The organism is Bacillus sp. 95MFCvi2.1 (assembly GCF_000374965.1).
GTDB lineage: Bacteria > Bacillota > Bacilli > Bacillales > Bacillaceae_G > Bacillus_A > Bacillus_A pseudomycoides.
Genome location: NZ_KB895727.1, coordinates 18,598 through 33,633 on the forward strand (window position 1 = coordinate 18,598; position 15,036 = coordinate 33,633).

General features: G+C 33.8%; 13 protein-coding genes and 2 pseudogenes. 9 read left to right on the plus strand and 6 right to left on the minus strand.

The window, feature by feature from the left end:
* Positions 1–202: 202 nt before the first annotated feature.
* Positions 203–1,639 carry an IS4 family transposase gene (locus C568_RS0127410; RefSeq protein WP_018783353.1) on the minus strand — a complete coding sequence of 479 codons (1,437 nt, stop codon included), beginning with the start codon at positions 1,637–1,639 and terminating at the stop codon, positions 203–205.
* A 161-nt stretch (positions 1,640–1,800) separates the two neighbouring features.
* Positions 1,801–2,790: a ketoacyl-ACP synthase III gene (locus C568_RS0127415; protein ID WP_018783354.1), complete on the minus strand. Its 990-nt coding sequence runs from the start codon at positions 2,788–2,790 to the stop codon at positions 1,801–1,803.
* Positions 2,791–2,936: 146 nt separating this feature from the next.
* Here C568_RS0127415 and C568_RS34450 point away from each other — a divergent pair.
* The 3 genes and pseudogenes from C568_RS34450 to C568_RS33840 form a co-directional block, all read left to right on the plus strand.
* Positions 2,937–3,128, plus strand: a pseudogene (locus C568_RS34450) (3-hydroxyacyl-ACP dehydratase FabZ); the annotation flags it as partial.
* 117 nt (positions 3,129–3,245) lie between these two features.
* Positions 3,246–3,878, plus strand: a complete 633-nt coding sequence (gene plsY, locus C568_RS0127425) for a glycerol-3-phosphate 1-O-acyltransferase PlsY (protein ID WP_018783355.1) — start codon at positions 3,246–3,248, stop codon at positions 3,876–3,878.
* Between the two features lie 973 nt (positions 3,879–4,851).
* Complete coding sequence (locus C568_RS33840) at positions 4,852–5,022, plus strand: helix-turn-helix domain-containing protein (protein ID WP_080739953.1); 171 nt, start codon at positions 4,852–4,854, stop codon at positions 5,020–5,022.
* Positions 5,023–5,148: 126 nt separating this feature from the next.
* On the opposite strand, the gene C568_RS0127430 is transcribed toward C568_RS33840, so the two are convergent.
* Entirely contained in the window at positions 5,149–6,039 is an 891-nt protein-coding gene (locus tag C568_RS0127430; RefSeq protein WP_018783356.1) for an NAD(P)-dependent oxidoreductase, read from the minus strand.
* Between the two features lie 568 nt (positions 6,040–6,607).
* On the opposite strand from C568_RS0127430, the gene C568_RS0127435 reads away from it, so the two are divergent.
* The 4 genes and pseudogenes from C568_RS0127435 to C568_RS31385 form a co-directional block, all read left to right on the plus strand.
* Positions 6,608–7,381: an ABC transporter ATP-binding protein gene (locus C568_RS0127435; RefSeq protein ID WP_018783357.1), complete on the plus strand. Its 774-nt coding sequence runs from the start codon at positions 6,608–6,610 to the stop codon at positions 7,379–7,381.
* Positions 7,382–7,385: 4 nt separating this feature from the next.
* Positions 7,386–9,242 carry an FtsX-like permease family protein gene (locus tag C568_RS0127440; protein ID WP_018783358.1) on the plus strand — a complete coding sequence of 619 codons (1,857 nt, stop codon included), beginning with the start codon at positions 7,386–7,388 and terminating at the stop codon, positions 9,240–9,242.
* Between the two features lie 99 nt (positions 9,243–9,341).
* Positions 9,342–9,707: a YxeA family protein gene (locus C568_RS0127445; RefSeq protein ID WP_018783359.1), complete on the plus strand. Its 366-nt coding sequence runs from the start codon at positions 9,342–9,344 to the stop codon at positions 9,705–9,707.
* Positions 9,708–10,218: 511 nt separating this feature from the next.
* Positions 10,219–10,539: pseudogene (locus tag C568_RS31385) on the plus strand (DUF6262 family protein); the annotation flags it as partial.
* 96 nt (positions 10,540–10,635) lie between these two features.
* Here C568_RS31385 and C568_RS0127455 read toward each other — a convergent pair.
* Together C568_RS0127455 and C568_RS0127460 are read right to left on the minus strand one after the other, a co-directional pair.
* Positions 10,636–11,295, minus strand: coding sequence for a serine/threonine protein kinase (locus C568_RS0127455; protein ID WP_018783361.1), 660 nt, complete (start codon positions 11,293–11,295; stop codon positions 10,636–10,638).
* Positions 11,296–11,394: 99 nt separating this feature from the next.
* A complete protein-coding gene (locus C568_RS0127460) occupies positions 11,395–12,015 on the minus strand; it encodes a recombinase family protein (RefSeq protein ID WP_018783362.1) in 621 nt (206 codons plus the stop codon).
* 348 nt (positions 12,016–12,363) lie between these two features.
* Between C568_RS0127460 and C568_RS0127465 the strand changes: the two genes are divergently transcribed.
* Both C568_RS0127465 and C568_RS0127470 read left to right on the plus strand, forming a co-directional pair.
* Positions 12,364–12,840 (plus strand): hypothetical protein, encoded by a 477-nt coding sequence (locus C568_RS0127465; protein WP_018783363.1) that lies wholly within the window; start codon positions 12,364–12,366, stop codon positions 12,838–12,840.
* 253 nt (positions 12,841–13,093) lie between these two features.
* Entirely contained in the window at positions 13,094–13,597 is a 504-nt protein-coding gene (locus C568_RS0127470; protein WP_018783364.1) for a GNAT family N-acetyltransferase, read from the plus strand.
* A gap of 843 nt (positions 13,598–14,440) precedes the next feature.
* On the opposite strand, the gene C568_RS0127475 is transcribed toward C568_RS0127470, so the two are convergent.
* Positions 14,441–15,036 (minus strand): thiol-activated cytolysin C-terminal domain-containing protein (locus C568_RS0127475; RefSeq protein ID WP_018783365.1); only part of this gene is annotated, 596 nt, incomplete at its 5' end.

Below are 15,036 nucleotides of genomic sequence, written 5' to 3' on the forward strand. Positions count from 1 at the left end.
AAAGATCATCATGCAACTAATTTTCGTTATGGGGTATTATAATATCTTAAGTTGATTGGCATAGGGTCCCACCCCATGCCAATCAACTTAAGCTCAAAAATAAGATAAACTTGCATTTACATAAATGAAGAAATTCTTAAAATGTGTGTTTTCTTTAAAAATAAGCATACGAAATAAACCCTAACGGGTTTCATTTTTTTACTTATGCAACTTTCTTTTGTTTTCCAAATCCACTATATTCATAGATAACACCCATGATATCAAAGACAGTCTTCTTCTCATATCGATGAGATTTTCGCCCGTTTTGCTGTAGGAGATTGAACAGGCGAAGTAACACCTTTGATAGCTCTTGGGTGTCTTTTTGAATAGTTTGGAATAGAAGAAGAAAATAGTCTTTAATCATATATATTGCTTTATACTCACTAAGCTCTCGTTTTTTCTTCATGAGGAGCAATTGGCGCATTTGAAACATGATAGAAGAACAGAGTAGAATGGCAATCAATTGACCATATAAATGGCACTCCAATCGTTCTGGTTTTATCTTTTTACAATGATGGATTTGAAAGAATGACTTCCACGTTTTAAATAAAATTTCGATTTGCCAACGCAAAGAATACCAGTTATGTACCTGTCCCATCGGGACAATATCTGTAGGGGTGTTTGTCATATATACATTGATACCACTGAGTCGTTTACTACGAGAAGAATACTTCATTCCTTTCTTTTTTTCTCTTACAGCTTGATCTTGTAATCGTTTTTGTTGTTGTTCTTTGGTTAGTCGATGAACAATCACACGAGTTGAGACTTTATCATTCATTCCTACATAAGCGTTGAATATTTCACATGTTTGTCCTGGTTGAAAAGAGTTCATTAACGTTTCCATATCTATCTGTATATACTCTGTACCTTTCTTGATTCTGCCATCTTGAAAATAATCAGGGTTAGGATTTTTTTGATAAATACGTGTATTCGATTTGATACGTGAGATATAATATGCCTTTTTATCTTGTATATGTTGAAGATCTTTCAAGTGAAAATAACCTAAATCACGGATAAATAAATCATTCGCTGTCACAGTTGGGGCACATAGAGAACCATAGGTTCGATCATGTTGTTTACCTGGGCCTGTATGAATATGTAGGAACTGCCCACTTAATAAATCATACTCAAGCTGAATCTTCATCCCAGCTGTATGACTGCATCCTCCTGCACCTGGATAAACAGATGAAAATACATCGGGAAGTTGAAAGGCAGTTGAATCTAGGATACGAATACGCTTGAAAATAGAAGCGTATGGAGAAGTGAGCATCTTAGTTGAAGATAACTTTTGATTGAGAAGTTCGGCTAACACTTGTTGTAGAAATTGCACGGCTGTGGCATTAAATCGTTGATTCAGTCCTTCAGGACTGATGAGCACTTCTGTTGATGCTTCTAAACAGCTACATAAATGAGTTAAAGAGGTTTTAGCGACATTTTGACTGATCCATACACATAAAGCGACTAAATCTTTTGCTTGGTACTTACTGGTTCTTTGTACAAAACCAACATTTCTAGCAAGATCTCGTAAGAAATTTGGAGATAAAAAGTTTTGAATCTCTTGAGCAAATAGTTGTAATTCATCCGATACAGAAATAGACATACAAAAAACGCCATCCTTTCCTATGATTCTACAGAAAGGATAACGCCTTTTTTGCTTTAGAGGTAGTGCAAAAACTTAGCTTTATAGCGATGGAACAGAATCCCTATAAAGATTTTTAATGTAATAAAATACGTTTATGTTACTATTGGATATTTCATCTCCTATTCCCTTGCTAAATGCCATTTAATGATATGTCCAGCGTGTGTAAGACCTCCTCCAAACCCATAGAGTAAGAGAGTGTCCCCTTTTTTCACCTTTCCTTCATTCATACCTATGTCTAATGCTAATGGAATGGAGACAGAAGAAGTATTTCCCATGTATGTTACACTTGTTAACGTTTTATCCAGTGGGAAACCTGATTTTTCACATATAGATTCAATCATTCGTAAATTAGCACTATGTGGAACAAACCAGTTCACCTCTTCCAGTTGTAACTCTGCTTGACATAACAATTCTTTAATACCAATTGGTAGTGTCCGTGCTGCCCACTTATATACTTCTCTTCCATTTTGAACTATCTTCCCATGTGTTCTTAAAGGATTTCCAAACATGGTAGTAGATAAATTTTTACGATATACATGCATGCCTCCTTCCCCATTTGTCCCAATATGGGTAGCTATAAAGCTAGACTCTTCTTCAGCTTTCTCTACTAAAACAGCTGCGGCTCCATCTCCAAATAAGATACATGTAGTTCGATCTGTATAGTCTGTAATCTTAGATAAGGTTTCTGTCGTTACAATTAAAATCTTGCGATGAAGGCCAGATGTAATTAAACCATTCGCCAGATGTAATCCATATGTAAAACCAGCACAAGTCGCATTGAAATCAACAGCACCTGTATGTTGAATATTAAAATACTCTTGTATTTGGCAGGCTACACTTGGAAAAGTGTAGTCAGGCGTAGTTGTTGAAACGAGAATACAATCCACGTCGACAAGACTTTTATGATAACGTTCCACTAAGTTTTCAATAGCTTTAAAAGCTAATGTAGAGGCATATTCGTTATCACCAGTAATTCTTCTTTCCTTCATCCCAGTTCTTTGTACAATCCATGCATCATTTGTATCTACTAATTTTTCTAAATCATCATTGGTCAGCTTTTTTTCAGGTACATAGGTACCAATAGCTGTAATTCTTGCTTTTGATTGCATACATTTATCCCCCTTTACTATTTTCACACTTAGTTATATAATCAAATAATAGTACTAGGTACTAATTATTGTCAATATTCGAACATTTTATTTCTGGAAATTAAACTAACTAAAATATCTAGCTATGGTATAAAGGAGAGACATTCATGCTCAATATTCAACAAATTGAAGAAATTATTCCCCATCGTTATCCCCTTTTATTAATTGATCGGATTATTGAAGTAGAAGAAGGAAAGCGTGCAGTTTAGATCCAAAATGTTGTAACTAATGAAGGATTTTTGACCAGCTATTTTTCTGACTATTCAGTCATGACCGGCGTCCTTATTGTAGATGCCCTTTTAACATGAATAAATAAGTAGAAGTTTATTGAAAAATTTTCTGGAGAAGAACAATGCTAAAACCCTGTATTGATGTAGAAAAAAAGAAATTCAGAATAATGTAAAGGGAGAAGAGTGATGATTGATATTTTAAAGATTTTTGCGGCCTTAGTTTTGGGATACCTTTTAGGAAGCCTTAATACAGCGATGATTGTAGGGAAAATATACGGCAAGGACATAAGAAGCCATGGAAGCAAAAGCGCCGGGCTTACCAATACTCTGAGGGTACTTGGGAAATCTGCTGCGGTGTTTGTTCTTGCGGGAGATATATTAAAAGGGGTAATTGCCTGTTATATAGGCTTGTTCCTTAGCGTTTACTTTTATTCGGGAGAGGCTAAAGATTGCGTAAGCCTTTTAGCGGCGGGCGCAGGGGCGGTTATAGGGCATAACTGGCCGGTATATTTTGGGTTTAAAGGAGGCAAGGGAGCACTTACAGCAGTGGCTGTACTGTTTATGGTTGACTGGGTTATGGCCCTTTTATGCCTTGGCTTTTTTGTGATAATAGTAGCTTTAACCCGTTATGTCTCTTTAGGTACAATATGTGCTACATTGCTTGTTGCGGTCATTTCATTTATTCCTGTTTTTGGGAATACCTTATATTTTTATATATTTGCATTCCTAATGGCGTTTATGGTTATTTTCAGGCATATGGAAAATATACAAAAGCTGCTTTTAGGAACAGAAAATAAACTTATTTTTCCACAGCGTTGAGCATGTCGTCAAAATAGAAAAAAATTGGGGTTAGTTAACCGTTTAAGGAGGACGGCAACGATTCTTTACTTTTGGAGCCACTCAAGAAAAATGTACTTTATAATCCTATTTTTGGTATATCTCCTACCTTAGTAGCAATAAAGGGTTAATATAAGTCATCACATCATGCGTAAATATTAACGTACACATTGAATAGAAGAAATCAAAAAATACGTTATCCTTTCCTATGATTCTACAGAAAGAATAGCGTATTTTTTATTTTAGGGGGGTATTTTGTTTTGTTAGCTTGATAGCGATGTGGTGGTACCCCATGACCATCAACTTAAGAATTTTATAATGCCCAAAAACGAAAATTTTGTATCTCTTATAACAACGAAGTTTATTTTTATTACTTTGGGAACAACTAATTTCTTAAATTAATGAGCATTTCCCCCTTTAACCGAAAATCACTCGGATTCTTTGAGTGTAATTTCTTTATAACATGAAGTTATACAACTAATAGAGATTAACAGAAATGTACAAGATAAAATCCAAGTTCTTTGGTCTATGATACTAATAATGAATCCAAATATTGAAGCTACAAACATTATGAAATTGAAGGAAAAATAAAACCATTTACTAGTTTTTTTATAATTTTTCATTAAAAAAGCTCCATCCATTAGAGTTGTATACATATTATACCATTAGAAATTAACAATTTAATAAAATGAATATTTATATATATAAATCCAAACTCCTGTGAAAGCAATTTTTGTTGGTGCTATCCCATCACCATCAACTTAACAGAACGGGTTGCCCTAAAAGTAAAACGATAAAAATGAACTTCGGTGCTATAAAACACACAAAATTTCCGTTTAGGGGGTACTCTAAAATCTTAGCTTGATGGGTATGGGGTACTACCATATACCCAGCAACTTAAGAGTCCAAAGTACAAAAAACGTTATCATTTCTAATAATTTAGCTTGATAGCGATGTGACGCTACCACTATATAGAGGAAGATCGAAGAAATACACGGATAAACATCCTGGTATGAACCATGCAATTGAATTACGAAAACATACCAATAAAACAGTAAAGGAAATATGTCAGATTACCGGAGTGAGTCAATCCTCTCTATATCGTAGATTAAAAGAACTTGAATAAAGTTCTTTTTTATATTTGTGATTAAATTCGAGAGCGGCCCCTCATACCCTGAATCGTTTCCCTATCCCAAAAAAGGTTGCCTTAAAGGCAACCTTTAATCTTTATATATTGAAACCCAGTACTCAATTAAACAGGAAGAGCCTGTTTTTCTAATAATGAAAATAAAGCTTGAGTACCTTTATCTTCTTTTCCATCAGCTTGAAGTTCTTCATATAGAGATTTAGCTAATTTTAAACCCGGCGTATATAATTTCATTTCTTCAGCAGACTCAATTGCTATCTTCATGTCTTTAATAAAGTGTTTAATATAGAATCCAGGTTCAAAATCACCTTTAATCATTCGAGGAGCTAAATTACTTAAAGACCAACTACCAGCTGCACCTGTTTCAATGCTTTTCAATACTGTAGTTGGGTCTAAACCTGCTTTATTCGCATATAATATGGCTTCACAAACACCAATCATGTTAGAAGCGATAGCGATTTGATTACACATCTTTGTATGCTGACCAGCACCAGCATCTCCTTGTAAAACAATGTTTGTTCCCATTAATTCTAAAATTGGTTTAATAGCTTCAAAATCCTCTCTGATTCCACCTACCATGATTGCTAATTTAGCCTGTTGTGCGCCTATGTCTCCACCAGAAACGGGTGCATCTAAAGCATGAATTCCTTTTTCTTTAGCTTTTTCATGAATTTCTCTAGCTAGTATAGGGCTAGAAGTTGTCATGTCAATCACATATGTTCCTTTTTTGGCTTTATGTAAGATTCCTTCTTCTCCAAGGTAAATTTCTTTTACGTCTTGTGGATAACCAACCATTGTAATAATAACATCTGATTTACTAGCTAATTCAGACACCGTTTCTTCAAAAATAGCCCCTTGTTTTATGAGTTCTTCCGCTTTTGCGGGGGTACGATTATAAACAAGGACAGAATGACCGGCATTTAAAGTGTGCATAGCCATACTCTTTCCCATAACTCCTGTCCCGATAAATCCTACAACCAAATTTTTATTATCCATATATTCACAACTCCTGATAAATTAGTTACAAGGATTACAATAATAGATGTAATCTTGCGTAAAGAAATGACTAGCTTAATACAGCATCTAACATGGAATAGTTTACAATAATTTACTTTTATAAATCAACTGAAAATTTTAACTTATCCATTCGTAGGGGGCACATCAAATCGCTATTAAGCTAAGAAAATACAACTACCTCCAGAACGAGATTTTGTCCTAACTTGAAATGAAAAACTCATTTTTTCGTTTTGGGGTGGATTTATTTTCTTAAGTTGATGGGCATGGCCTCACCATATCATTTCGGGAAAATTGTACGTTTAGACACAAATTGGACACAACTATCTGTTTTCTTACTCTTTAAAGAAATAGATAGTTTTTTTATTTCTATATATCAGTTGGAGAGTTTTTGTTACCTATACTTTGATTGAAAAAATAATAATCATTAACGTCTTACAACATTGTAAGGTAGATGTAAGAAAAATAGATATCTTCATTAAAGCATAATAGCTAAACTAACGATGTATGAATCAACCTGAGATTATATTACACATCGGAGGTAATTTTTATGAGTAAAACCGTATTACATGTAAATAAAGTAGAAAAGGTATATGGTAAAAAGGGGGAAAATCAATCCCATGCCTTAAAAGGCGTTTCTTTTTCCATTGAAGAAGGAGAATTTGTTGGAATCATGGGTCCTTCAGGTTCAGGGAAGACAACATTATTAAACGTGATTTCTACTTTGGATAAAGCAACAGAAGGTATCATTACCATCGCTGGGACAGATATCACAAAGATGAAAGCTAATGAACTTTCTGACTTTCGGTCTCAAAAATTAGGATTTATCTTTCAAGATTTCAACTTGCTTGAAAATTTATCAATTTATGAAAACATTGCATTGCCACTATCTCTTCAAGGTAGGTCCCCTCGTGAAATTAAGACTAAAGTACAAGATGTAACGGATATGTTAGGAATTAATGCTATTCTTTCGAAATATCCTGCTGAAATTTCCGGAGGACAAAAGCAACGTACTGCTGCGGCACGAGCACTTGTGCATAATCCCGCTATGATTTTAGCGGATGAACCGACAGGAGCACTCGATTCTAAAAATGCAACAAGTCTATTAGACGCCATGCAACAATTAAATGAAGAACAAGATGTATCCATTATGATGGTGACACATGATCCTTATAGTGCAAGTTATTGTAGGCGTATTTTATTTATTCAAGATGGAGAGTTATATAAGCAAATTCATCGAAGTAATACACGAGAAGCTTTCTATAAAGAAATTTTAGATGTTTTAGCTACACTTGGCACTACTTCAAAAGAAATGGAGATATAACATCATGTTGCTTAAACTTTCTATTTCCAGTATACGAAAAATGATGAAAGATTATATCGTGTTATTAATTGGCTTAGTCATTTCCATTTCTATTTTTTATATGTTTCAAACGCTGGCGTTGAATACAGAATTTACAAAATATAATAGTATTATCAGTTCCATTGCACTGACATTTCAAATTGGCTCTATTTTACTTATGTTTGTTTCTTTCTTTTATATTTTCTATGCTAATTCTTTCCTACTTTCCTTACGTCGTAAAGAATTGGGAATGTATTTGATATTAGGTGCAAAGAAAAATAAAATTAGTCTCTTACTGTTTTTTGAAACATTAGGTATGGGGTTTTTAGCAATCATTTTGGGAAGTATGTTAGGGATTCTCCTTTCAAAACTAGTGAGTTTCTTATTAATGAAACAATTAGAGATTTCTCTAGAAGGATACCAGGCTTTTTACCTACCCGCCTGGAGTAAAACCTGTTTCTTTTTTTGCATATTATTTTTCCTTACGTCTATAATCAATGCGATTCGTTTATCTTTGAAAACAGAGTTACATCTAATTCGTACAGAACAAACGATAGACCGTATGCCAACAAAAGGTCTTACTACCATGTTATTAGCTATAGTGGGAATAGGCGGAATTGGGGTAGGTTATTATTTGGTTATGGTTCCTGGGATTAAAAAAGTTTCAGATATTCAAATACCACTTTTCACCATTACATTAGGAACGTATCTACTATTTATGTCCCTTTTACCTGTATTAGTAAATGTATTGAAAAAAACAAGTTTAAATGAAAAATATATCAACGCTTTTACTTTTGCCCAATTACGATTTCGTGTTAACAATCTAGCAAAAATGCTAGGAACGGTCACACTGTTGATTGGACTTGGAGTTGGTGCTATGGCTGGTGGTATGTCTTTGCAACAAAATACAGAGTTAAGAGCAAATAAAAATCAGGTATATGATATTACGATTTTGAATCCAGAAAATGCAGATTATGAAGCATTGAAAAACATGAAAATAACAGAAAAAAATCAATATCGTTATAAGAGTAATGAGCAAGCGATTTATTATTTAAAGGATGATCTTGTTGCTCATCCACCGCTTACATTTTTGAATCAAGAAGGAAATCAGCCGCATCGTATTACAGAAAAGCTTCCAGCGGAAGCCTACAGCATGTTTAATGGCAATCGAAACAACCAAATGTACAAGACGTTACCATCAGAGTGGAGCCGAACAATGGCGTTTGAATTTAGGATAAATATGCAAATATTTGATCAGAAACCAGTTTATATCGTAGATCAAAAGCATTACACATCCATTTCTGGGTCAGAGCATGTATTTTTAGTAGCTAAAGTAGATGATTTTCTAAAGTATAAAAAAGAATTGAAAGAGATAGATACTCGCCACCAAAAACAGTTACCTACCTCTCAGAGAGAGGAGCCCTTGTTAACAAAGTATGGTATGTACGAAGGGATGGTTGCTTTCTCAAAAGGAACCGTATTTATGGGATTCTTCTTAGGTATTGCATTTTTAGCGATGATGGCAAGTTGTTTGATGTTTAAAATACTTTCTGGAGCTACCAGAGATATAGAACGCTATCACATGCTTCGTAAAATAGGTGTGCGTAAAGAATTACTTACAAAATCTATATATAAAGAGCTTGGCAGCATCTTTGTATTTCCAGCTATTTTGGGATTGATACATGTTTTAGTCGGAATGAAAGTTTTTGCATATGTAGCCATTTTTACAGATCCCTATATTAATATTTGGGTCCCAATTTCTATTTTTCTCATTATCTATACGATATATTATTGGATTACTGTGCAACTGTATAAAAGAATTGTATTTCCAAAACAACTATAATAAATTCTATAGAATATGAAAAAAACAGAATCGGATTAAAAAATAGTATTAAACAACAAAAATATAATCAAATGAATATATATACGGAGGAATAAAAATATGAAAAAATATATAAGTATACTTGCATTGGTAACAATTTTGACTACTTTAATAGCTGGGTGTAGACAAGTAAATGGTTTGTATGAAAAATCAACAGCAAAAGAATATTATGTTCAAATTCAAGGTAATGAAGATAAGTCACAGCATCCAACCACAAAAGAATATAAATTAAACGCTTATAATGAGGACGGAGAAAAGGCTAAAGTTACTTTTACTGTGTCGGAAGAACTAAAGGCCCCTGTGTTTCTTCGTATTAATGTATTAAAATCAAAAGATCCTGATGAAAATCATTTCGTTAAGAATTACGAAACAGTAAAAGAAACCGAACTACCTGAGAAAGTAAAAGAGAAAATAAAAGGTAATTAAAGAATAGAGATTATTTCGTATGAAAAAATTTCTTGAAAAAGGATAAAAAAAGTAACCTGTACGTAATAGGTTACTTTTTTATATGGTGTACAGAAAATCTTATGTTTATGAACAGAGTATAGAATTCAATAATATCAAGGTTTTCTAGCTATAATCATGTTCATAAAGTGTGTACATAATTCAATGTTCAATTAATCTTTGAATTTTATCTTTCTGAACATGTATTTTTCTTTTAAAGATGCTGCCAGGATAAGGTTTTGTATCCCGTAGCGTACAAACTTCCCAGAATGATATAGTGACCCCTATAAGGGGTACGACCACACATCTATCAACTTAAGGGATTAATTGTCCCAAAAACGAAAAAGATGAGTCGAATTCTCATAAATAACTGTAAAAAGGTAAAATTTTCGTTATGGGGGGTGACCTGTTTTCTTAGGTTGATGGCGATGGGGTCCCACCCACATTTTAACGAAAACATACGCTAAGCAAATTTCGACCGTGAAGAGCAGCTGAGGAAGCTATAAAACGTCTAACCAAGAGCTCTAAAGTAATTAACTTCAATAGTGTGTCAGAAGAAGCCGGAGTGAGTAAAGCCACACTGTATAACCATACAGAGTTCAAAGAACGCATCAATTTCTTGCGAAATCAACAAGAAAAAGCATTTGTGGACTCTAGGATTAAACGGGACGAGAACAATCAAAATGCCGTCATCGCTTCTCTTAAAAGAAGAATTGAAAAGTTAGAGAAAAAGAATAAAGAGCTTGAAGAAGAAAATAAGCAATTGCGTGAAAAAGAAAATGAAAAGCTTACTGATTACTTCATGAAGTTATAAAATTAGGACCGTACACATTAGACATATCTAAAATGTACGGTCCTTTTGTTTACTAGTGGTTCACTTATCTAACCTAAAGATAAGTATGTGGTCCTTTTACAATTTGAATTTCTTTTTAAGCTTCTTATATTTTCTATATGAACGTCTAACAATGTTTAACATGAAATACGGTATTTTAACAGGGAAAGGCAATTTATAAATGAAAGGCAAGTAAAATGTAAAATATGCCTTTTCTAGGTCTCTCCACTTACTATCTTCTTTTGTTTTTAAGAAATCAGATACATCGACTACATATCCCCTTCCGTTTTCCATCATCACATTTTTCCCGTGAACATCACAAGGAGTTAATCCTTGTTCCCTTGCATACTCTAAAGCTTCATTGATATCAAGGATTACCTGCTTAGGAATTTTAATCCCCTTATGAATAGCATCGTATAAGGTAATTTCTTTTAAACGTTTCAATACTATGAAATTTTCTCCTTTATATATAAGCTTCGAATAAGAAGGATGATTTCCGATTCTTCGGTATACTTCTGACTCTTTTTCAATTCCTTCTCCTTCTCGCACGTAAACTTTCACTACCCAATCTTTGTATTCTTTGTGCATAAATACTGCGGCATAATTACCTGTCCCTAAACACTTCCAAAGTCTAGGAATATCTTTAACTACTACAGGCTCGAATTCATCCTCACTTCTTATGCTTACCTCTTTTAATAATTCGTCCTTTATCAATCCCACAAAACTATTTATACTCATCATTTCCACTCCGGTTTTGCTAAAAGGGGGCCCACCCACATTTTAACGAATGTTGGTGCTACCTCAATTACTATCTTAACAAATTAAAATTTTGTCTCTCTATTCTTTCATTCTTTCCTTATACTGTTTAGCAAGCTTATAAAAAGAAGAACGTTTGATGCCATACTTTTTCATGGCTCCTACTGCTGTAATTGAACCAGATTTCCATTCCTTGTAAGCATCCGTAAATTCTTCTGTTATTTCAACAGGCGGACGTCCTAAACGTCTACCTTGTTTTCTGGCAAGAGCAATTCCTTCAGCTTGACGTTGTTTAATATCAATTCGCTCTTTTTCTGCAAAGGCAGATAATATTGTCAGTGTTGCTTTTTGAATTGCGCTCTGAATAACATCATTTGTACTTTCTCCAGTGTAATTGACGTTAATGTATGGTTCCTTTATAAATTGTAAATTTACTTTATGTTTTTCGTAATATCTAAATTCTTCTAATGTATCATTCATATTTCTTCCAAGTCTTGTCAAGGAATCAAACACAATGGTATCTCCTGTACGAACAAGACGTTTTAGCATTTGATAATTCTCTCGCTCCATATTTTTTCCAGATTCTTTATCTATGAAAATATCCCGTTCTTCTATCCCTAAATTCTTCATATTCTGAATTTGCCGTTCTTCATTTTGATCTTTACTCGAAACTCGCACATATCCAAATTTTTTATGTTTCATATGCTACACCTCATTGATAATTATAACAATTATGTCTGTAAAGGTATATAAAATAAACGGATGTCTGTAAAATGAGAAACGGATATTTATAGACGTAGTTTTTTATAGTTTCCTATGTATCTGTAAAGGTATACTTTTACAGACGAGTTGATGTGATTTTGAAATAAAGTCACGATTTTTATAAAAAAGACGCGAAGTTTTGAATAAAGTTGCGACGTTTATAAAAAAGATGCGATGCTTTATCAAATCGTTTTATTTCTCAACTTATTTTCAAGATTATACTTCTAGAAAGTTACATAAAATGGTATTTTAAGGGTGCTGTTAAATACTTTTAAAGGGGGATAAGTAATGAGCAATATTGTAAAGGTTGATGATGGATGGAAAAATGGGGAATCGCAAGGATGGAAATTCTATAGTGGTATGTCTATTGAATTAAAAGAAGATGAAGAAAATGCTCTAAATGAAAAGTGGGTATTTTATTCTGATTATCATACGAAAATATACAAACCCGTAGAATTAGAGAATAATACTACTTATCAAATTACGATATATGTTAAACCGAAGGATGAAGAAACTGAATCACATCATATTGTTAAAGTATCTTTTAAATCTAGTGTGGCTGATTATGAAAGTGAAGAAATTCTAAATCAAACATTAATTAATGGAGAACAGATAGAAAAAGGATACAGAAAGCTAACAAGCTTATTTACACCAGCAACAATTGAGCCGAACAAAAAACCAGTGATAATTGTTGAAAACTTTTTAGCTGGATGGATAGGTGGAGTAAAAATAGTTGTAGAGCCTACAAATGTAGATTTAAAATAAAGTTCGATAATTTATAAAAAAGTCTGATCATTTATAATAAAGATTGATAATTTGTAAAAAAGTTTGATAAAAAGACCTATTTTGTAGAGTAATTGCTTATGCATAAAATAACACTAATTTTTTGAATACTGTTGCTATAAAATCTCGTGAGATTTGGAAAATAGATTCGCGAATCAACCTGTTTTCCAACCTGATGTGGTGATGAGATGCGAAGCTATTATGAATGCAGTGACATAACTAGGAGGTTTCCACTATGACAACTTTCTTTGAACCTATGGCGTTCCAGCTGAAAACTGAACGACTTGACTTGAGTATGTGGGAGGAATCCGATTCAGCCTGGATGAGAAAATTAATTGGCGAACGTGGTGTGGACATGCCAACCCTTGACGCCGTTCGTAGCCATCTTATCGAGATGCGCAAGAGAGCAGTCGAAAATGGCATTTCCCTTCTCACTATTCGCCGACGAGACGAAGGCGATTTCATCGGATACTGTGGCTTGATTATCGGTCGTTCCACACTTGAAGAGCCGGAGATTGCATACGAGTTGTTCCGCAGTGTTCATGGTAAAGGCTATGCGACTGAGGCAGCATCCGTTGTGCTGGACGCTGCGATTGCTACCGGGCGCCACAGACTTTGGTCGACTGTAGGCGCTTGGAATGTTGCGTCCCTCCGGGTACTAGAAAAGATAGGATTTGAGCGGCATCACAGTACGTGGGACGAGCGCGGTGAGATAGTTTGGAACGTACGCGATCTTTAGAGATCCCGATCTAATTTGGAACTATAGAAAAGGAGAAAAGGTCATTAGTTTTGGGGAGAATCCAGATAAAGATAAAAGGACTGATTTATAACCCAAATAGTTATAAACTACAACCGAAGCATTTACTCCAGCTGAAGCAGTAACAAAAAATATTATTGCACTAATTGGGTGCTTATCTTGAATAAGATTTAAACGACGATCTTCAATAATCAGGAGCTTTAATTGAGAAAAAATCACAAAAATTATCAAACCTTTTTATAAAAGGATGATTCAATTGAATATAAAAAAGCGTGTTTTAATCAAATTTTTTTCAAAACACGCTTTTTCTATTTGTTCTTTTATCAAGGTTATTAAAGTGATTTAATCAAACTTTATTCCAGGTCTACAACAAAATAAGACTTGTAAAATTTATTTAGTAAACAAAGGGAAGAGTGAGTCTGCATTAGAAGAATTCTAAGTGAGTTTTAATCAAACATTTTTATAAAATAGAATACTTATTTAAAAAGAAAGGAATCCATTTTGATCAATCTTTTTTCAAAATGGATTCCTTATATATATTGTAAAATGCTGGCTTGTGGGATCTTTTTGATTAAACTTTATTGCAAAGCTACAGTTGAAGGGCTCACTTAAGACTACATACAACAAATCTAAAACGTACATTTTTAGGACATAGTTTCTAGAGTGAGTTTTTGGGGAAGTTTACAGCAAAAAAACAGCGAAAATTGATTAATACCCGATTGTTCAGAAAATACTTATTTTTGAGAGGTGATAGCTACAACAATTATATAGAGAAGTATGATATATTTGAAAAAGCGCCCTGTTTACAGGGCGCTTCACTTTTACCTAATGACTAATATTAGCACTTGGGTATAATGTTGTTCCTCCAACTGAAACTTTAATTTCATTTGTTAATGGAACATTTTGTTCATTAATAATTGTTCTCCACCATTCCCATGCAAGACCTGTACATTCTCTTGCTACGACTTTTACATTTTTTGAATTCGGCGGAAGTGGTATGACTGTATTGAAATGAGCAGTTCTGTCTCTGCCGTTTCCTTCCCAGGTTTTATGGGTTAGTACTTCTTTACCATTTTTATCATATGAGAATTCATCCCAAGATACATCAAATTGAGCAACATATCCACCAGTATGATCAAGCGTCATTTTAGCACTAGAATATTCTGTAGTTGTAGTCTCAATATAATCTGTATTGTTATGAACAGCAGCAGTTGCGTTATCTTTTAAGAAAGTGCTTGTATATGAAATTGGGTATGCTGGATTTTTAGAACTTAATTCCGCATTATCTTTAATGATATTTCGGATTTCATTAAAATCTTTTGTAACAACCTTGTTATGCTCTTTTGCATCTCCGCCTAATACTACAGCGGTAAAGGTACTGTCTTCAAAAATATCTTTGTACTGTCCACTCGCTTCAACGC